17 protein-coding genes and 1 pseudogene are annotated in these 18978 nt (G+C 49.7%); 7 read left to right on the top strand and 11 right to left on the bottom strand.

Features of this window, described 5'->3' with window-relative positions:
• Together ACUU1I_RS08210 and ynjE are read left to right on the top strand one after the other, a co-directional pair.
• Positions 1-585 (top strand): ATP-binding cassette domain-containing protein (locus ACUU1I_RS08210; RefSeq protein WP_449144826.1); only part of this gene is annotated, 585 nt, incomplete at its 5' end.
• A gap of 66 nt (positions 586-651) precedes the next feature.
• The gene (gene ynjE, locus ACUU1I_RS08205; RefSeq protein WP_005068814.1) at positions 652-1959 is read left to right on the top strand and encodes a thiosulfate sulfurtransferase YnjE; all 1308 of its coding nucleotides are present in this window, start codon (positions 652-654) and stop codon (positions 1957-1959) included.
• 8 nt (positions 1960-1967) lie between these two features.
• Here ynjE and ACUU1I_RS08200 read toward each other — a convergent pair whose 3' ends face one another.
• A complete protein-coding gene (locus ACUU1I_RS08200; RefSeq protein ID WP_005115361.1) occupies positions 1968-2606 on the bottom strand; it encodes a CDP-alcohol phosphatidyltransferase family protein in 639 nt (212 codons plus the stop codon).
• Between the two features lie 86 nt (positions 2607-2692).
• On the opposite strand from ACUU1I_RS08200, the gene nudG reads away from it, so the two are divergent.
• The gene (gene nudG / locus ACUU1I_RS08195; protein ID WP_000781873.1) at positions 2693-3100 is read left to right on the top strand and encodes a CTP pyrophosphohydrolase; all 408 of its coding nucleotides are present in this window, start codon (positions 2693-2695) and stop codon (positions 3098-3100) included.
• Here nudG and ACUU1I_RS08190 read toward each other — a convergent pair.
• The gene (locus ACUU1I_RS08190) at positions 3066-3338 is read right to left on the bottom strand and encodes a YnjH family protein (RefSeq protein WP_000085238.1); all 273 of its coding nucleotides are present in this window, start codon (positions 3336-3338) and stop codon (positions 3066-3068) included. The two genes, nudG and ACUU1I_RS08190, sit on opposite strands and share 35 nt — an antisense overlap.
• A gap of 235 nt (positions 3339-3573) precedes the next feature.
• On the opposite strand from ACUU1I_RS08190, the gene gdhA reads away from it, so the two are divergent.
• A complete protein-coding gene (gene gdhA, locus ACUU1I_RS08185; protein WP_000373025.1) occupies positions 3574-4917 on the top strand; it encodes an NADP-specific glutamate dehydrogenase in 1344 nt (447 codons plus the stop codon).
• Positions 4918-5033: 116 nt separating this feature from the next.
• On the opposite strand, the gene ACUU1I_RS08180 is transcribed toward gdhA, so the two are convergent.
• The 4 genes from ACUU1I_RS08180 to ACUU1I_RS08165 all read right to left on the bottom strand — a co-directional run bounded on the left by ACUU1I_RS08180 (position 5034) and on the right by ACUU1I_RS08165 (position 9878).
• Positions 5034-6074, bottom strand: coding sequence for a DUF1266 domain-containing protein (locus tag ACUU1I_RS08180; RefSeq protein ID WP_000756954.1), 1041 nt, complete (start codon positions 6072-6074; stop codon positions 5034-5036).
• Between the two features lie 126 nt (positions 6075-6200).
• Positions 6201-8162: a DNA topoisomerase III gene (topB, locus tag ACUU1I_RS08175; protein ID WP_001235813.1), complete on the bottom strand. Its 1962-nt coding sequence runs from the start codon at positions 8160-8162 to the stop codon at positions 6201-6203.
• A gap of 4 nt (positions 8163-8166) precedes the next feature.
• A complete protein-coding gene (gene selD / locus ACUU1I_RS08170; RefSeq protein WP_001370476.1) occupies positions 8167-9210 on the bottom strand; it encodes a selenide, water dikinase SelD in 1044 nt (347 codons plus the stop codon).
• A gap of 116 nt (positions 9211-9326) precedes the next feature.
• Positions 9327-9878, bottom strand: coding sequence for an NAD(P)H nitroreductase (locus ACUU1I_RS08165; RefSeq protein ID WP_000339264.1), 552 nt, complete (start codon positions 9876-9878; stop codon positions 9327-9329).
• Between the two features lie 160 nt (positions 9879-10038).
• On the opposite strand from ACUU1I_RS08165, the gene sppA reads away from it, so the two are divergent.
• The 3 genes from sppA to pncA all read left to right on the top strand — a co-directional run bounded on the left by sppA (position 10039) and on the right by pncA (position 13730).
• Complete coding sequence (gene sppA / locus ACUU1I_RS08160; RefSeq protein ID WP_001259829.1) at positions 10039-11895, top strand: signal peptide peptidase SppA; 1857 nt, start codon at positions 10039-10041, stop codon at positions 11893-11895.
• Between the two features lie 166 nt (positions 11896-12061).
• The gene (gene ansA, locus ACUU1I_RS08155) at positions 12062-13078 is read left to right on the top strand and encodes an asparaginase (RefSeq protein WP_001170145.1); all 1017 of its coding nucleotides are present in this window, start codon (positions 12062-12064) and stop codon (positions 13076-13078) included.
• A gap of 10 nt (positions 13079-13088) precedes the next feature.
• The gene (pncA, locus tag ACUU1I_RS08150) at positions 13089-13730 is read left to right on the top strand and encodes a bifunctional nicotinamidase/pyrazinamidase (RefSeq protein WP_001120536.1); all 642 of its coding nucleotides are present in this window, start codon (positions 13089-13091) and stop codon (positions 13728-13730) included.
• Positions 13731-13822: 92 nt separating this feature from the next.
• On the opposite strand, the gene ACUU1I_RS08145 is transcribed toward pncA, so the two are convergent.
• The 5 genes and pseudogenes from ACUU1I_RS08145 to ACUU1I_RS08125 all read right to left on the bottom strand — a co-directional run bounded on the left by ACUU1I_RS08145 (position 13823) and on the right by ACUU1I_RS08125 (position 18973).
• Positions 13823-15181 carry an MFS transporter gene (locus ACUU1I_RS08145; protein WP_005115366.1) on the bottom strand — a complete coding sequence of 453 codons (1359 nt, stop codon included), beginning with the start codon at positions 15179-15181 and terminating at the stop codon, positions 13823-13825.
• 117 nt (positions 15182-15298) lie between these two features.
• The gene (locus ACUU1I_RS08140; protein ID WP_000719102.1) at positions 15299-16057 is read right to left on the bottom strand and encodes a DeoR/GlpR family DNA-binding transcription regulator; all 759 of its coding nucleotides are present in this window, start codon (positions 16055-16057) and stop codon (positions 15299-15301) included.
• A 136-nt stretch (positions 16058-16193) separates the two neighbouring features.
• Positions 16194-17174: an NADH-dependent methylglyoxal reductase gene (gene ydjG / locus ACUU1I_RS08135; protein WP_000723702.1), complete on the bottom strand. Its 981-nt coding sequence runs from the start codon at positions 17172-17174 to the stop codon at positions 16194-16196.
• 9 nt (positions 17175-17183) lie between these two features.
• A pseudogene (locus ACUU1I_RS08130) lies at positions 17184-18132 on the bottom strand (sugar kinase).
• 4 nt (positions 18133-18136) lie between these two features.
• Positions 18137-18973 carry a ketose-bisphosphate aldolase gene (locus ACUU1I_RS08125; RefSeq protein ID WP_000878897.1) on the bottom strand — a complete coding sequence of 279 codons (837 nt, stop codon included), beginning with the start codon at positions 18971-18973 and terminating at the stop codon, positions 18137-18139.
• Positions 18974-18978: the final 5 nt, after the last annotated feature.

The raw sequence follows: 18978 nt of genomic DNA, 5'->3' as shown, positions 1-18978 counted from the left end.
GTTGATAAAGGTGACATCGTCACGTTAATGGGGCCATCTGGCTGTGGAAAATCCACTCTGTTTTCATGGATGATTGGTGCACTGGCCGGACAGTTTTCTTGTACAGGTGAGCTATGGCTCAATGAGCAACGGATTGACATGCTACCCACCGCACAGCGTCAGATTGGCATTCTTTTTCAGGATGCACTGTTATTTGACCAGTTCAGCGTCGGGCAAAATTTACTGCTGGCGCTACCGGCGACACTTAAGGGGAATGCCCGACGTAATGCCGTGAATGATGCACTTGAGCGTTCAGGCCTTGACGGAGCTTTCCATCAGGATCCTGCCACTTTGTCTGGCGGTCAGCGAGCGCGCGTTGCTCTACTACGCGCCCTTCTCGCCCAGCCAAAAGCGTTACTCCTGGATGAGCCATTCAGCCGTCTTGATGTGGCTCTGCGCGATAATTTTCGCCAGTGGGTGTTCAGCGAAGTTCGCGCCCTGGCGATCCCCGTCGTTCAGGTAACGCACGATCTCCAGGATGTTCCTGCTGATAGTTCTGTTCTGGATATGGCGCAGTGGTCAGAAAATTACAACAAACTGCGATAACGCAAAGTTTTTCTCAATGCGTCAGTTCAGAATGGCGCACTCAAAACTATAATGTCGGGATTTTCGATGAAACGTGTTTCTCAAATGACCGCGCTGGCAATGGCTTTAGGGCTGGCTTGCGCTTCTTCGTGGGCCGCTGAACTGGCGAAGCCTCTTACACTTGACCAACTTCAGCAACAAAATGGCAAAGCGATAGATACTCGCCCCAGCGCGTTTTATAACGGCTGGCCACAAACCTTAAATGGCCCTTCTGGTCATGAACCTGCCGCCTTAAACCTCTCTGCTAGCTGGCTCGACAAAATGAGCACCGAACAGCTCAACGCGTGGATCAAGCAACATAACCTGAAAGCCGATGCCCCGGTGGCGCTGTACGGTAATGGCAAAGATGTCGACGCCGTCAAAACGCGACTGCAAAAAGCAGGTTTTACGCATATCTCCATTCTGAGTGACGCGCTAAGCGAACCTTCCCGTCTACAAAAACTGCCGCACTTTGAGCAGCTGGTTTATCCGCAATGGCTGCATGACCTGCAACAAGGTAAAGAGGTTACGGCGAAACCTGTCGGTGGCTGGAAAGTCATTGAAGCGGCCTGGGGCGCTCCTAAGCTTTACCTTATCAGCCATATTCCTGGCGCTGACTACATCGATACCAACGAAGTGGAAAGCGAACCGCTGTGGAACAAAGTTTCTGATGAACAACTAAAAGCGATGCTGGCAAAACACGGCATTCGCCATGACACCACGGTCATTCTGTACGGGCGTGACGTATACGCTGGAGCGCGTGTGGCGCAAATTATGCTCTACGCAGGCGTGAAAGATGTGCGTCTGCTGGATGGCGGCTGGCAAACCTGGTCCGACGCGGGACTGCCTGTTGAGCGAGGAACGCCACCGAAAGTGAAAGCGGAACCAGATTTCGGCGTGAAGATCCCGGCACAACCGCAGTTGATGCTCGATATGGAACAGGCCCGTGGACTGCTGCATCGCCAGGATGCATCGCTGGTGAGCATTCGTTCGTGGCCAGAATTTATCGGTACGACCAGCGGTTACAGCTATATTAAACCAAAAGGTGAAATAGCCGGAGCACGTTGGGGACACGCTGGTAGCGACTCGACGCATATGGAAGATTTCCATAACCCGGATGGCACCATGCGTAGCGCCGATGATATTACCGCTATGTGGAAAGCATGGAATATCAAACCAGATCAGCAAGTTTCATTCTACTGCGGCACCGGCTGGCGCGCGTCCGAAACCTTTATGTACGCACGCGCCATGGGTTGGAAGAATGTTTCCGTGTATGACGGCGGCTGGTACGAATGGAGCAGCGATCCAAAAAATCCGGTTGCAACCGGTGAACGCGGCCCGGGCAGTAGCAAATAACATTGCAATTACTGACGCTGGAGCGACTTCAGCGTCAGATACCCACTCCACACCCGCGTAAAGGTCGTCATCCAGCACAACGCACCGAAGATCCACGCAAACCACGCAAACCACGCAAACCACGCAAACCATGCAGGGAATAAACATCCCAGCACAAACAGTAAGATCGTTTCTGTGCCTTCGGTTAATCCCCCCAGATAGTAAAACGACTTATGTGCATAACCGGGGTTATCAATCTGATGTTTTGCTGCCAGTGCAGCAAAGGCGAGAAAACTGCTGCCCGTGCCGATAAACGCAAACAACAACCAGCCGCCTGCCAGCGCATTTTGCTCCGGTGCAGCAAGAATAAAGCCAAACGGCACCAGCGCGTAAAAGAGAAAATCGAGAGAAATATCAAGAAAGCCGCCCGCGTCGGTAAGCCCTCTGCGCCGCGCCAGCGCACCGTCCAGACCATCAAGCAGCCTGTTCAACAAAATGACGACTAGCGCCGCCAGATACCAGCCCAGCGCCAGAAACGGCAGAGCCAGCACGCCGATGGCAAATCCCACTAATGTTAAACCATCTGGCGTAATGCCCGATTTATCAAGAACCCGCACGCACTGATGCAACAACGGTTTAATCCGGGGATGAAGATGGCGGTCTAGCACAGGCACTCCTTAAATATAAAGCCTTTCTGATTGAGCAACAGTGCGGATATTATGGCATTTTTCGCTTATCTGCCCGTGTGTAATTTATGAAAATGATTGAAGTTGTTGCCGCCATCATTGAACGTGATGGCAAAATTTTACTCGCGCAACGCCCCGCCCAGAGCGATCAGGCGGGATTATGGGAGTTTGCCGGAGGTAAAGTCGAGCTGGATGAAAGCCAGCAGCAGGCGCTGGTGCGTGAGTTAAACGAAGAATTGGACATCGAAGCAACTGTGGGTGAGTATGTTGCCAGCCATCAGCGAGAAGTTTCGGGCCGGATTATCCATCTTCATGCCTGGCACGTACCCGACTTCCACGGGACGTTACAGGCACATGAACATCAGGCGCTGGTCTGGTGCTCACCTGAAGAGGCGCTGCAATATCCGCTGGCCCCTGCTGACATTCCATTATTAGAGGCGTTTATGGCTTTACGCGCCGCCAGAGCAGCGGATTAGTGCTAAGGGTTTTGTCATCACGCTGGCATTGCAGCAGTATTCCTTCGGCTTTAATTACCGCCCCTTCAGAATAATTTTGATCCTGATAAACGCAGCACTGAGTACAGGGCTGCGCTGACTGCCCGCCTGAACTGAACACTTCTGGCGGTACGTTTACCTCCACGTCCGGACGATAATGCGGGTTAGCCAGTGCAATTAATGGAAATGCTAATACTACGGCGAACAATGCTCGACTCACAGGGAACTCCTTAACGTTATTGTCTCTGCTACTGATAACGGTAGCCGGGTGGCAAAACTTTAGCGTCTGAGTTATCGCATTTGGTTATGAGATTACTCTCGTTATTAATTTGCTTTCCTGGGTCATTTTTTTCTTGCTTACCGTCACATTCTTGATGGTATAGTCGAAAACTGCAAAAGCACATGACATAAACAACATAAGCACAATCGTATTAATATATAAGGTTTTTATATCTATGGATCAGACATATTCTCTGGAGTCATTCCTCAACCATGTCCAAAAGCGCGACCCGAATCAAACCGAGTTCGCGCAAGCCGTTCGTGAAGTAATGACCACACTCTGGCCTTTTCTTGAACAAAATCCAAAATATCGCCAGATGTCATTACTGGAGCGTCTGGTTGAACCGGAGCGCGTGATCCAGTTTCGCGTGGTATGGGTTGATGATCGCAACCAGATACAGGTCAACCGTGCATGGCGTGTGCAGTTCAGCTCTGCCATCGGCCCGTACAAAGGCGGTATGCGCTTCCATCCGTCAGTTAACCTTTCCATTCTCAAATTCCTCGGCTTTGAACAAACCTTCAAAAATGCCCTGACTACCCTGCCGATGGGCGGTGGTAAAGGCGGCAGCGATTTCGATCCGAAAGGAAAAAGCGAAGGTAAAGTGATGCGTTTTTGCCAGGCGCTGATGACTGAACTGTATCGCCACCTGGGCGCGGATACCGACGTTCCGGCAGGTGATATCGGCGTTGGTGGTCGTGAAGTCGGCTTTATGGCGGGGATGATGAAAAAGCTCTCCAACAATACCGCCTGCGTCTTCACCGGTAAGGGCCTTTCATTTGGCGGTAGTCTTATTCGCCCGGAAGCTACCGGCTACGGTCTGGTTTATTTCACAGAAGCAATGTTAAAACGCCACGGTATGGGTTTTGAAGGGATGCGCGTTTCCGTTTCTGGCTCCGGCAACGTCGCCCAGTACGCTATCGAAAAAGCGATGGAATTTGGTGCTCGTGTGATCACTGCGTCAGACTCCAGCGGCACTGTAGTTGATGAAAGCGGATTCACGAAAGAGAAACTGGCACGTCTTATCGAAATCAAAGCCAGCCGCGATGGTCGAGTGGCAGATTACGCCAAAGAATTTGGTCTGGTCTATCTCGAAGGCCAACAGCCGTGGTCTGTACCGGTTGATATCGCCCTGCCTTGCGCCACCCAGAACGAACTGGATGTTGACACCGCGCATCAGCTTATCGCCAATGGCGTTAAAGCCGTCGCTGAAGGGGCAAATATGCCGACCACCATCGAAGCGACTGAACTGTTCCAGCAGGCAGGCGTACTGTTTGCACCGGGTAAAGCGGCTAATGCTGGCGGTGTAGCAACGTCGGGCCTGGAAATGGCACAAAACGCTGCGCGCCTGGGCTGGAAAGCCGAGAAAGTTGACGCACGTTTGCATCACATCATGCTGGATATCCACCATGCCTGTGTTGAGCATGGTGGTGAAGGTGAGCAAACCAACTACGTGCAGGGCGCGAACATTGCCGGTTTTGTGAAGGTTGCCGATGCGATGCTGGCGCAGGGTGTGATTTAAGTTGTAAATGCCTGATGGCGCTACGCTTATCAGGCCTACAGATGGGCACAATTCATTGCAGTTACGCTCTAATGTAGGCCGGGCAAGCGCAGCGCCCCCGGCAAAATTTCAGGCGTTTATGAGTATTTAACGGATGATGCTCCCCAGGGAACATTTCTTATGGGCCAACGGCATTTCTTACTGTAGTGCTCCCAAAACTGCTTGTCGTAACGATAACACGCTTCAAGTTCAGCATCCGTTAACTTTCTGCGATAGCAGCAGATATGCCAGTAAAGAAATCCCATTAGACTATTTTTTTGATAATCTTCTTCGCTTTCGAACAACTCGTGCGCCTTTCGAGAAGCAAGCATTATATAATGCCAGGCCAGTTCTTCTTCAATTGTCCCGTTTTGAAAAGCTGTGCTTGATATCGAGATCATCCATGATAATTCCGCCGCCCATATTAGCTTCGCCGAGGATTTACCGGAGCGATTATTAGCGCAATCAGAGATATAGTCTGAGGGAAAAACAGCAAATTTATTCAACACGGCGATAACCTGCTCTGGGGCTTCCTCCATGTTTGCTTTAAAGGTATTGGCTCCATGGTCGCCAGAAAGAAAATGCTCCATTAAGGCACAATAACTTTCGCTATCTTCGATACCCAATTGATTCTCTAAAGACTCGCGTCTTTTACTGATGATATCGATCGAGTCAAAAGGAAGCACATGATATTGGAAGGTATCTTTGCCAGGTTCAGGCTTTCGCGGCCAGAACTCTAGCGTTTCAGACCATTGCTTATGATAGAATCGATAAGGTGCGATCAATTGTAGCGCCTGTAACTTCTCGATACTGAGCGGCTCAATACCTTTAGCCTGATAATAATGTAGTTGTTCTTTTTTTGCTTTAAAACCGGCCCGAACAATAAGCCCCATCATAATTAATAGATAAAGAAAAGAGCATCCCGCGGTAATCAGGCCTCTTTCATTCAAACCGTTGGATGTTATCGCTGCGAATACAAACATTACAGCGACAACACATGTTAAATAAAACCCCCACTTACAAAGCAGCATGGCCTTATTTTCTTTAATCACCCGTTCAAAATTACTATTAAATATTCCCCAGCCATTAAAAGAATACTTCTCGCTCCCAGGATGGTTTTGTAATAAAACTTTTTTCATCACATTCCCTGTTATTACATACTTTAGAGGCGATAATTTTATCCATGCAAAAAAATATCCAACGAATTTTCTTGATCCGCTGGATATTTCAGAATATGACTCGAATAGCACGAAAGATTCGCTCGCTTACGCTATCGCCCCGCTTCCGGCTTCATCTGCTGGCGGACTTTTTTTCGCACTACGTTTACGCGGTGCAGCCTTTTTCTTATCAGCACTGCCACCACTGCCCGGAGCCACAATGCCGCGAAACTGCCGCACCGGCGTACGTTTGGCTTGATCAATAAGCTGATATAGCGTCCCCACCAGCGGCTGCATAAAGTCCTGATAGCGACACTGCTTTTCGCTGATTTGCGTCAGCACCGATTCCCAGTGCGCGGTCATGTCCGGTCGCGTCGCCATTTCTGGCAGCGAATGGAATAACGCTTTTCCGGCGTCGGTGGAGTGGATATAGCGCCCTTTTTTGGTCAGAAAACCACGCTTGAACAGCAGTTCAATAATCCCGGCACGGGTTGCTTCTGTCCCCAGACCATCGGTCGCACGAAGGACCTTTTTCAGATCTTTGTCCTGCACAAAGCGCGCGATCCCGGTCATCGCCGAAAGCAGTGTTGCATCGGTAAAATGGCGCGGCGGCTGGGTTTGCCGCTCTACCACTTCACCTTTTTCACACAGCAACTCATCGCCTTTCGCCACCACAGGCAATGGCGTGCCGTCGTTTTCTTCATCGCGCTCTTTGCTGCCTAACAGCGTGCGCCAGCCTGCTTCAGCAAGAAAACGGGCTTTAGCGACAAATTTGCCTTTGGCAATGTCCAGTTCGATAACACACTTGCGGAACACCGCATCCGGGCAGAACTGCATCAGGTATTGACGGGCAATCAGGTTATAGACCTTCGCTTCGTTCTCCGTCAGGTTGATCGCAGAACTCCGTGCGGTCGGGATGATGGCGTGGTGCGCATCGACCTTTTTGTCATCCCAACAGCGGTTGCGTATATCTGGATCTACCACTGGCTGCGGCAACAGATCCGGTGCATGAACGCTGATGGCATTCATCACCGCGTGGCGTCCGGCAAAATGTTCTTCTGGCAAATAGCGACAATCGGAACGCGGATAAGTGATTAGCTTGTGCGTTTCGTACAGCTTCTGGCAGATATCAAGCACGTTCTGCGCGCTCAGACCGAAGCGTTTTGCCGCTTCAATCTGCAACGCCGAAAGCGAAAACGGCAGCGGCGCGGATTCTGATTCCCGTTTATCGTTATAGCTGGTGACAATAGCCGGTTGACCACTAATGCGGTTAACCACATGCTCCGCCAGTGGACGATGTAACAAGCGCCCTTCTTCATCCTGGTACGGTTCACACGCTTCGCTCGGTTGCCAGATAGCGGTAAACCGCTCATCGGCAGGTGTCACGATATGTGCTTTGACTTCAAAGAAGTCTTTCGCCACGAAGTTTTCAATCTCTTCATCGCGGCGCACCACCAGCCCGAGCACGGGTGTCTGCACGCGTCCCACGGAAAGTACGCCCTGATAACCGGCATTGCGACCGAGAATGGTATACGCACGGGTCATATTGATGCCGTACAGCCAGTCGGCACGCGCTCGCGCCAGCGCAGAAACGCACAATGGCACAAACTCACTGTTGGAACGAAGACGGTCGATCGCCCGCTCAACCGCCTGCGGGTTCAGGTCGTTTATCAAGCAACGCTGCACCTGCTGGCGCTTTTCCGGTGCCAGTTGCAGATAGTCCAGCACTTCATCCACCAGCAATTGCCCTTCACGATCCGGGTCCCCGGCGTGAACGATTTCGCTGGCTTCATGCAGGAAGCGTTTGATGACGTTAAGTTGTTTGGTCACGGAGGGTCGTGGCTGTAATTGCCACTTTTCCGGGACAATCGGCAAATCCGCAAGATTCCAGCGCGCATAGCGGCTGTCGTAGGCGTCTGGCTGCGCCTGCTCAAGCAGGTGACCGATACACCAAGTCACCACCTGACCATTACCGCACTCGATAAAGCCATCGCCTTTCCGGTGCGGTTTGGGCAGGACATCAGCAATGGCGCGCGCCAGACTCGGTTTTTCGGCAATAAACAACCGCATTGAATTAACGGATCTCAACCATGGCACGACCGCCGCGCGCTGGCACCAGTTCGCCAATCGCCGTCAGTTCAATGCCAAACTCGGCGGCTGTAGTTTTAACCTCATTTTCTGCTTCCGGCATGACCGCCAGCAGCAAACCGCCAGAAGTTTGCGGATCACACAGCAGATCGCGCACTTCACGCGGCATTTCACCCATCAGATGACCGTAGCTGGCAAAGTTACGTTCAGTGCCGCCAGGTACTGCGCCCAACTTAATGTACTCTTCAACACCGGGGAGTTTCGGGATCGCTTCATAGTCGACGCGTGCCTGCACACCAGCCCCCTGACACATTTCGCTCAAGTGGCCCAGCAGACCAAAGCCCGTAACGTCGGTCATCGCTTTTACGCCTTCGATGTTGGCAAAGGACGCGCCTGCGATGTTCATCCGGCACATCACTTCCGTCGCCAGTCCCTGATGTTCTGGTTTCAACAGTGATTTTTTCTCAGCCGTGGTAAGAACGCCGATCCCCAGCGGTTTCGTCAGGAACAGTTTGCATCCGGCTTGTGCGGTACTGTTTTTCTTCACCCGCTCGGTCGGTACGATCCCCGTTACCGCCAGACCAAAAATCGGCTCCGGCGCATCGATGGAGTGACCGCCAGCCAGCGCAATACCCGCCTGACGGCATGCATAGCGTCCACCTTCGGTTACTTCGCGGGCAATTTCCGGGGAAAGTTTGTTAATCGGCCAGCCGAGGATCGCAATCGCCATAATCGGTTTGCCCCCCATCGCGAAGATATCGCTGATGGCGTTAGTCGCCGCAATGCGGCCAAAATCGAAAGGATTATCAACGATCGGCATAAAGAAGTCGGTGGTACTGATAACGCTGGTGCCATTGCCCAGATCGTACACCGCCGCATCGTCGCGGGTTTCATTACCCACAAGCAAATTCGGATCAACAAACTTCGCCTGCTCACTGTGCAGGATGGTTTCCAACACTTTTGGGGAAATTTTACAGCCGCAACCAGCTCCGTGGCTGTATTGGGTCAAACGAATCGAGTTCTCGCTCATGGACATCTCCTGTCAATGCAATCCGGGTATGGTAACCCTCATTCCGTGAAGTGATAAGTGAGAGTGTCTGAATTCCTGCGCCTTTGCTCACAATCCAGACAGTTTCGCGACAATTATCAGAAATAAGTTACAAACGGCGTCGGGTCCGGGACGTTAATCGACGTAGATGCTTTCAACTGCGGCGTGCCGAGGTAGAGAAAACCGACAATTTTATCCTGCTCACGGCAACCGAATGCTTCACGCACTACCGGACTTTCAGTTAATGCGCCACTGCGCCAGATGCCGCCAAATCCCTGGGCAACGGCTGCCATTTGCATCGCCATGACCGCGCATCCGGCAGACATTTCCTGTTCCCATCGCGGGACTTTATGATTTTCTTTGCATTTCGCCACCACCGTGATGATGAGCGGTGCGCGGAACGGCGCATTACGGGCTTTGTCGATAGCTTTATCATCACTACCGGCAGCAATCGCCCCCTGTTCCAGTACGGCGCTGAAACGCTCGCACCCTTCCCCTTCAATCACAAAAAAATGCCACGGTTGCATGGACTTATGGTCCGGCGCACGCATACCCGCACGCAGGATGTTTTGCAGTTGTTCACCCGTTGGCGCGGGTTCAGCCAAGCGGGAGGCGCTACGGCGATTGATCAATAGTTCGAGTGCATCCATTTGATTAACTCCTGTCGTGATATTTATTCACAAAATTAACACGAGAGTGGATTTTGTTACAGCACAGTCCGCAATTCCTGCTGACAAGTGCCGGTTGGGTCATTACGATAACCACATCTATTGCGCCTGTGACAGGTGTGACCTTAAGTTGGGAGAATACATGCGAACCCTTTGGCGATTTATTGCCGGATTTTTTAAATGGACGTGGCGTCTGCTGAATTTCGTCCGTGAAATGGTACTTAACCTGTTCTTTATTTTCCTCGTACTGGTTGGTGTGGGGATCTGGATGCAGGTCAGTGGTGGTGATTCGAAAGAAACGGCCAGTCGTGGCGCACTGCTGCTGGACATTTCTGGTGTGATCGTCGATAAACCAGACAGTTCTCAGCGGTTTAGTAAATTAAGCCGCCAGCTGCTTGGTGCCAGTTCCGATCGTCTGCAGGAAAACTCACTGTTTGATATCGTCAACACCATTCGCCAGGCGAAGGACGACCGCAATATCACCGGTATCGTGATGGATCTGAAAAACTTCGCAGGCGGCGACCAGCCGTCTATGCAGTACATCGGCAAAGCCCTGAAAGAGTTTCGTGACAGCGGGAAACCGGTTTATGCCGTTGGCGAGAACTACAGCCAGGGGCAATATTATCTCGCCAGTTTCGCCAATAAAATTTGGCTGTCACCGCAAGGCGTGGTTGATCTGCACGGTTTTGCTACCAACGGTCTGTACTACAAATCGTTGCTGGATAAGCTGAAAGTTTCCACCCATGTGTTCCGCGTGGGTACGTATAAATCTGCCGTTGAACCGTTTATTCGTGATGATATGTCACCGGCAGCCCGCGAAGCTGACAGCCGCTGGATTGGTGAGCTGTGGCAAAACTATCTGAATACTGTTGCCGCTAACCGGCAGATCCCTGCTCAGCAGGTATTCCCTGGCGCGCAAGGGTTGCTTGAGGGTTTAACCAAAACCGGTGGCGATACCGCGAAATATGCACTGGAAAACAAGCTGGTCGATGCACTGGCATCGAGTGCCGAAATCGAAAAAGCTCTGACCAAAGAGTTCGGCTGGAGTAAGACTGATAAAAATTATCGCGCCATCAGTTATTACGATTACGCATTGAAAACGCCGGCAGATACCGGTGACAGCATCGGTGTCGTCTTCGCTAATGGCGCAATTATGGATGGCGAGGAAACTCAGGGGAATGTTGGCGGTGATACCACTGCGGCACAAATCCGCGACGCTCGCCTTGACCCGAAAGTGAAAGCGATTGTCCTGCGTGTTAATAGCCCAGGCGGCAGCGTTACCGCGTCTGAAGTGATTCGCGCTGAACTGGCAGCAGCCCGGGCAGCGGGTAAGTCTGTGGTTGTATCGATGGGCGGCATGGCGGCATCTGGTGGTTACTGGATTTCCACGCCAGCTAATTACATTGTGGCTAACCCCAGCACCCTGACCGGTTCTATCGGTATCTTCGGCGTGATCACCACCGTAGAAAATAGTCTGGATTCGATTGGTGTTCATACTGATGGTGTCTCAACTTCACCGCTGGCGGATGTTTCTATCACCAGGGCACTGCCGCCGGAAGCGCAGCAGATGATGCAATTAAGCATTGAGAATGGCTATAAACGCTTTATCACGCTGGTTGCTGATGCGCGTCATTCGACGCCGGAGCAAATTGATAAAATCGCCCAGGGCCACGTCTGGACCGGTCAGGATGCAAAAGCTAACGGGCTGGTCGATAGTCTCGGGGATTTCGATGATGCGGTTGCCAAAGCAGCAGAGCTCGCAAAAGTGAAACAGTGGCATCTGGAATACTACGTTGATGAACCGACCTTCTTCGACAAAGTGATGGACAACATGTCTGGTTCTGTCCGGGCAATGTTGCCAGATGCGTTCCAGGCCATGTTACCTGCACCGCTTGCCTCGGTAGCCTCTACCGTTAAAAGTGAAAGCGACAAGCTGGCCGCGTTTAACGACCCACAAAACCGTTATGCGTTTTGCCTGACCTGCGCCAACGTGCGTTAAGTCTTGTACTGAGTGGCCGACAGATCGTCGGCCACATTATTTTTTACCTCGACGAATCCTCTTCCCGCTGTCTCGCCCCATATTTCCTTATCCGCATAGTATCAGGTGCGCTCCTCCTGCCTCACGTATATACTTTTGCTCTTTCGATATCATTCATATCAATATCATGCAAAAGAAATCAATTTACGTCGCCTACACGGGCGGGACCATCGGGATGCAGCGTTCCGAGCAGGGTTATATTCCGGTGTCAGGTCATCTACAACGCCAACTGGCGCTGATGCCGGAATTCCATCGCCTGGAGATGCCAGATTTCACCATTCATGAATATACGCCGTTGATGGATTCTTCTGATATGACGCCGGAAGACTGGCAGCATATTGCTGAAGATATTAAAGCGCACTATGACGACTATGATGGTTTTGTCATTCTACACGGTACCGACACGATGGCGTATACCGCCTCTGCGCTGTCGTTCATGCTCGAGAATCTCGGTAAACCGGTCATTGTGACAGGGTCACAAATCCCGCTGGCTGAGTTACGCTCTGACGGACAAATTAATCTGCTGAATGCGTTGTACGTTGCGGCGAATTATCCGATCAACGAAGTAACGCTCTTTTTCAATAACCGATTGTATCGCGGCAACCGCACTACCAAAGCCCATGCCGATGGTTTTGATGCGTTTGCCTCTCCAAACCTTCCTCCGTTACTGGAAGCTGGTATCCATATTCGTCGTTTGAATACGCCACCCGCCCCGCACGGTGAAGGGGAATTAATCGTTCATCCAATCACGCCACAACCAATTGGCGTAGTGACGATTTATCCAGGGATTTCTGCTGACGTCGTGCGCAATTTTCTGCGCCAACCGGTGAAAGCATTGATTCTGCGCTCCTATGGCGTGGGTAATGCGCCACAAAACAAAGCCTTCCTGCAGGAATTACAAGAAGCCAGCGATCGCGGTATTGTGGTGGTCAACCTGACACAATGTATGTCCGGTAAAGTGAATATGAGTGGTTATGCCACCGGTAACGTCCTCGCCCATGCCGGCGTTATTGGCGGTGCAGATATGACTGTAGAAGCCACGCTAACCAAACTGCATTACCTGCTGAGCCAGGAACTGGATACTGAAACCATTCGCAAGGCCATGAGCCAAAACCTGCGCGGCGAACTGACGCTGGATGATTAAGGAGACTGCAATGCCCCATCGCGCCCTGTTACTGGTCGATTTACAAAATGATTTCTGTGCTGGTGGCGCGCTCGCCGTACCGGAAGGTGACAGTACGGTGGAGGTTGCTAACCGCCTTATTGACTGGTGCCAGTCGCGCGGAGAAGCGGTTATCGCCAGCCAGGACTGGCATCCGGCGAATCACGGCAGCTTTGCCAGCCAGCACGGCGTAGAGCCTTATACGCCAGGCCAACTCGACGGCCTGCGGCAAACTTTCTGGCCTGAACACTGTGTGCAGAACAGTGAAGGCGCACAATTACATCCGTTACTGAATCAAAAAGAGATCGCAGCGGTGTTCCATAAAGGCGAAAATCCTTTAGTTGACAGTTACAGTGCCTTTTTTGATAACGGACGTCGGCAGAAAACCGCGCTTGATGACTGGTTGCGCGATCATGAAATCGATGAATTGATCGTTATGGGCCTGGCTACTGACTATTGCGTGAAGTTTACCGTGCTGGACGCGTTACAGTTAGGTTATAAGGTAAACGTGATTACCGATGGCTGTCGTGGCGTGAATATCCAGCCCCAGGACAGTGCACACGCGTTTATGGAGATGTCAGCAGCTGGGGCAACGCTATATACGCTGGCAGACTGGGAAGAGACGCAGGGGTAATTTTACGCTGGCCTACAATTCTGTACTGGCATTGTAGGCCAAATAAAACACGTCAGTGGTACATCTGGCAATTGATGCCATCAACGAAAGATTTAATTCACCTCAGAAATCTCTTCCAGCGACACCTTCCGCGTTTCGATGCCAAAAATGGAGAGAACCAGCGCACAGAGCACTAACATGACACCAAGCACCATAAACACCGTGATCGACCCATAATGTGTTAATAATGCCGCAACGCCATAGGGCGTGAAAACTGCGACGATCCGTCCGACGGCATTAACGAAACCCGAACCGCGCAGGCGTAAATGCGTTGGCCAAAGCTCCGGGATATAAACCGCCGACGCGAAGCAAACATACATGTATAAAAAGAAGATCATCACCAGACCATAGATTAAAATCGCCCACTCTGTAGTCTGACTTGAATAGATATAGCCTAACACGGCAATAATAATAAGTAAGGCGGAGCCAAATAATCGACGAGGAAAATGATCAATAATTAATGCCGCAATAAATATTCCTACCGGAGCACCAATCATAATAACAGCGGTCATTAATATTGATTTATCGACATCAATGCCGGAGTTAACAAATATGGTCGGTATCCATACGGTAATGGTATAAAGCGAAATGTTCATTGCAATTAAAACAGTTATCGCAACTAATGTACGTCGTAACATTTCCCCTTTAAACAGGAGCCTGAAGGTACCCTTGATTACCTTAACCTTGCTGTTGCTCTGGTTCAAAGTAAGCTGGGGTAAACGAATACTCTTCTCCCTTTCAATTTGCTGCTCTACTTCACGAAGTTGGCTTTCTGCACCGGCGATTTGCCCTTTCCCTGCCAGCCATCGTGGCGACTCGATAAAGTATTTACCTGAGAGAAACCAGGCTAACAGTATGCCAATACCACCCAGAAGAAACATTATTCGCCAACTAAAAAAAGCGATAACCACCACGCCTATCGCCGCAGACAGCATGGGCGACCAGTTACCAACAAATGAGAGCCGCGCGGACCATTTTCCACGCACCGTCGCGGGGATAAACTCCGTAAATGAGGCATAGCCAACCATAATCAGCGCCCCCATTCCTGTTCCCATCAGGAAGCGCAAGAAAATGAGCCAGTACATATCAGGGACAAAAGCGGCCCCTGTTGCAGCAATACCGACGATGAGAAGATTTATGCGAAACGCCCTGCGCCGCCCAAAGTAGTCACCAATAAACCCACCAGTAAGTGAGCCGATGAAATAACCAAACATTAATGCCGAGGTAAAGGCGGCATTGAGGAAATTATTTGACCATCCATTGCTTACCAGCTTTGCTAAGACGACATTACCTGAGTAACTCAAAAACCCCGTTAATAACAGACTAAAGCTTATTATACCAAATATACGATAATGAAACCGGGCCAAAGGCAAGCGGTCCAGTCTTGCGCCAATTTGATCATATTGTTCCATTGGGTGCCTCGGATTTGCTATAAAAGGTAGCAATTGCGGCAAATTCACTTGCCGCATCTTTATCATCATTTTATTTCCAGGCGCAGGAACAAATAATATTGACAACGTGTGCTTAAATTACCACACCAGCTGGATATTATTGTCTTTGCAAAATGCTATCCACTCTGCACCCGGTGATTTATCAGTTATTATATAATTAATATGACTAAAGTCAGCTAACTGGACAAAAGCTTTACGATCAAACTTAGAGTGATCAACCAATAACGCAACTTCTGTCGCCTGACGGATCATTGTCTTTTTGATTTCAGCTTCCGCTTCATTAGAGTCCAGCGCGCCGCTGTTAATATCAAGACCTTTACAACTCATTACCATGATATCGACATGGTAGCGGCTGATGATCTCTTTAGTAATTCTTCCTTGCAGGGAAAGTGTATTTTTGTTTAGTTCCCCACCCGTTGAAACGACTTTAATTTCTGACTGAGCCAGAACATGAATCGCTTCCGCCGAGTTGGTTAGCAACGTCAGGTCACTACGGTCCTGTAACAATTTGAGCAATTCCATTACGGTACTACTGGAATCGGCTGCCATGGTGGTTTTATTGTCGATAAAGGGTAGTGCCTTGCGTGCAATAAGCTGCTTCTCTTCATAAAACGATGAAGCGCGCTTATAAAAATGGATATTCTCCGTCAACACCGCTGTATTTAAAACAGCACCACCATAGGTTCTGGTCAAAAAGCCTTCATCTTCCAGCTTCTCAAGATCGCGGCGAATGGTTTCTTCGGTTACCTGAAAAATCCCACTCAAATTTGAGACTGTCACCTTTTTATCGTTGGCAACCATTTGCTTAATTGCCTGAATCCTGTCTTTTGCCGCCACGATTACACCCCTGTATCTTTTTACATCACATTAGCGCGATTATCGCATAACCGATGTTTACTTTCAAAATAACCTATTTGAATCACAGATTTTCATCACAGTTTTCACAGAAACAGAGGTGAATCGTGTTGAGTATTTAACGCTCCAGGGCCTCTGCCATTTCCCTCATCAATGTTGCGTCTGCATCCGATAAGTTGATATTCAGTGCCGCGACATTTTCGCGTACCTGTTCCGGTGCAGTAGCCCCACTAAGAATGGAGATTAAATCACTCTGTTTTAATATCCACGCCAGTGCCAGAGTGGGAATTGTGCACTGATAACGAGCACAAAGTGGCTGCCACTGTTCAAGCATATCAATCACTTTCAGCATGTTTTCACGCTGGAACCAGACTTTATTTGCCCGAGCGCCGCCCGGAACGTAATCACGAGTGATGGTGCCGGTCAACAATCCCTGCTCTAGCGGGGAATAAACCTGAACCACAATGCCATTATCACGACATAGCGGCAGCAGTTCGTTTTCCATTGCCCGGTCGAGAATACTGTATTTCGCCTGAATAATATCCAGTTCACCATATTGCAGATACTCGCGGATATGGTCAGCATCGACGTTAGCAGCGCCTATAGCGCGAATTTTCCCTTCAGCCTTTAACTCATTAAGCACTGCGACAGTTTCAGCTATCGGCGTAAAAAATGGCGGCACCGACTGCCAGTGCGTCATATAGATATCGATGTAATCAATACCCAGACGTTGCAAGCTGGCTTCTACCTCTTCGCGGATAGATTCCGGGGAAAGGTTTTTATACAACTGCCGATCGCCAACTTTGTTGAATAAACTTCCTTTTCGTTCCCAGACAATGCCGCATTTGGTTTCTACTACAACCTGTTCACGGGGCAGTTTTTTTAACGCCTGACCGACGATAACTTCACTATTGCCAAAGTTATATCCTAGCGCAGTATCAATCAGATTAATGCCACAACGATGGGCTTCAAGAATCGTATCAATACATATTTGCCGATCGAGATCGCCATTCCATGCAGGACCGCCGCCAATGGCCCATGTCCCCAACCCCATTCGCGAAAGCGTTATATCCGTTGTGCCTAAAGGTATCTTTTTCATTTGCCTTCATTATCCTTCGTATTCTTCCAGCAATTGTTCGACCAGCTTTCTGTTTTTTACGCCGGTGGTGGCACCGACGCTTAGAACCGAGATAGCCGCCGTTGCATTGGCAAAGCGTGCGCATTCACGCAGATTTTTGCCTTCTAACAGTGCCGCAATAAAACCTGAAGCAAAGTTATCGCCCGCGCCAATGGTGTCGATGGCGGTTATTCCTGCGACCGCCGGCACCTTCATCGTCATGTCACCACGCTTGATAAAGCAGCCGTCTTTACCCGTTTTAATCACCACCGTTTTTACGCCGCACGCAAGAAAGCAGTCAGCAATTTCATCCAGTGTCTCTTTCCCTGTGAGTAATTTTGCCTCGGCAAAATTTGGAAACAGATAATCGACATAACTCAATGCTTCGCAAATATCATCCAGCGTTTCATTCAACCGCGGTTTGATCATATCGGCACAAATGATCATCTGCCGGGCTTTCGCTTGCGTAAAAATTTCTGTTAGCGCTTTACCATCCAATAGAGGACTGTTGAAAATACTGGCCAGTGATAATAATTTCGCCTGAGGAAACCGCGCAAAATCAACATCGTCAATATTTAATTTCCACAAACTGCCGTTACGGTTCGTGACAAACGTCCGCTCGCCATCCTCCGTCACCAGTCCAACGTTAATAGATGTATCTATGCTGACGTCCTGTTTCAGGCTTTGAATATCAATATTCTCTTTGCGACAATGGCCGAGAATAAATTGCCCTGAGGCATCTTTACCAATGCGGCTCATTAATGCGGTACGATGCCCCAGACGAGAAATAATTGTTGCTTCATTTATTGCATCGCCCCCCGGTGCTCATTGCGATTCTTTCAAGAGGATAAGAATCTACATCAAAGATATTTTTACTGACCGGTTGTAATGGAATATCAACAATAGCGGCACCTATACAAATAACGTCGAGATTATCCATATCATTATTCCGCTTTGCCATCAGAACCGAACAGTTCAATTTTTTCCAATGCCCGTTCTTTTACAGCTTTACGTACTTCACGTTCTAAATGCAGGAAAGGCTGATCCTGGTTTTCTTTCACTGCGACCATTGCGGCCTGACAGAGCTCCGTATGAATGTTGATTTTCGCAATACCCAACGAAATTGCAGTTTTAATGTCGGCATCACTGATCCCCGATGCGCCATGCAAAACCAGCGGAACAGAAACAGCATCGCGTACGCGTTTGACGACCTCAAAGTTCAATTGCGGCTCTGACGTATAAACCCCATGCTGGTTGCCGATGGCGACAGCCAATGAGTCACAGCCCGTACGTTCAACAAATTCAGCCGCCTGGTCAGGATCGGTATAGTGATAGCCCGCCAGCGCTTCCTCATAAACGGTTTCATTACCGACATGCCCTAATTCCGCCTCTACCGGAATACCCAGCGGATGAAAGAAATCAACAGCCTCTTTGGTTAAACGAATATTTTCTTCGAAATCAAATGCAGAAGCATCACGCATTAATGAATTCATACCATGAGTCCAGGCGTTATGAATAATCTCCATACTCCGACCATGATCCCAATGAGTTATTACCGGCACCGTTGCTTTTTGTGCCATTGATACCATCATGTGAGAGAAATCTTCAAATGAGGTGTTACCGACAAAACCTGTACCAAAAGAAATAATAACCGGGGATTTCGCTTCTTCGGCTGCGTCTTTAACGCCCATCAACATTTCTGCATTCCATACGTTAAAATGGGCAATTGCATAATGTTTATTTGTGGCATCGTTTTCCCAATATCTGATATCTGCGAGCATGTTCT

It is taken from the genome of Shigella sp. SIG3, from assembly GCF_053555855.1.
The sequence above is the reverse complement of the archived record's forward strand: the minus strand, read 5'-3'. Positions and strand labels throughout refer to the sequence as shown.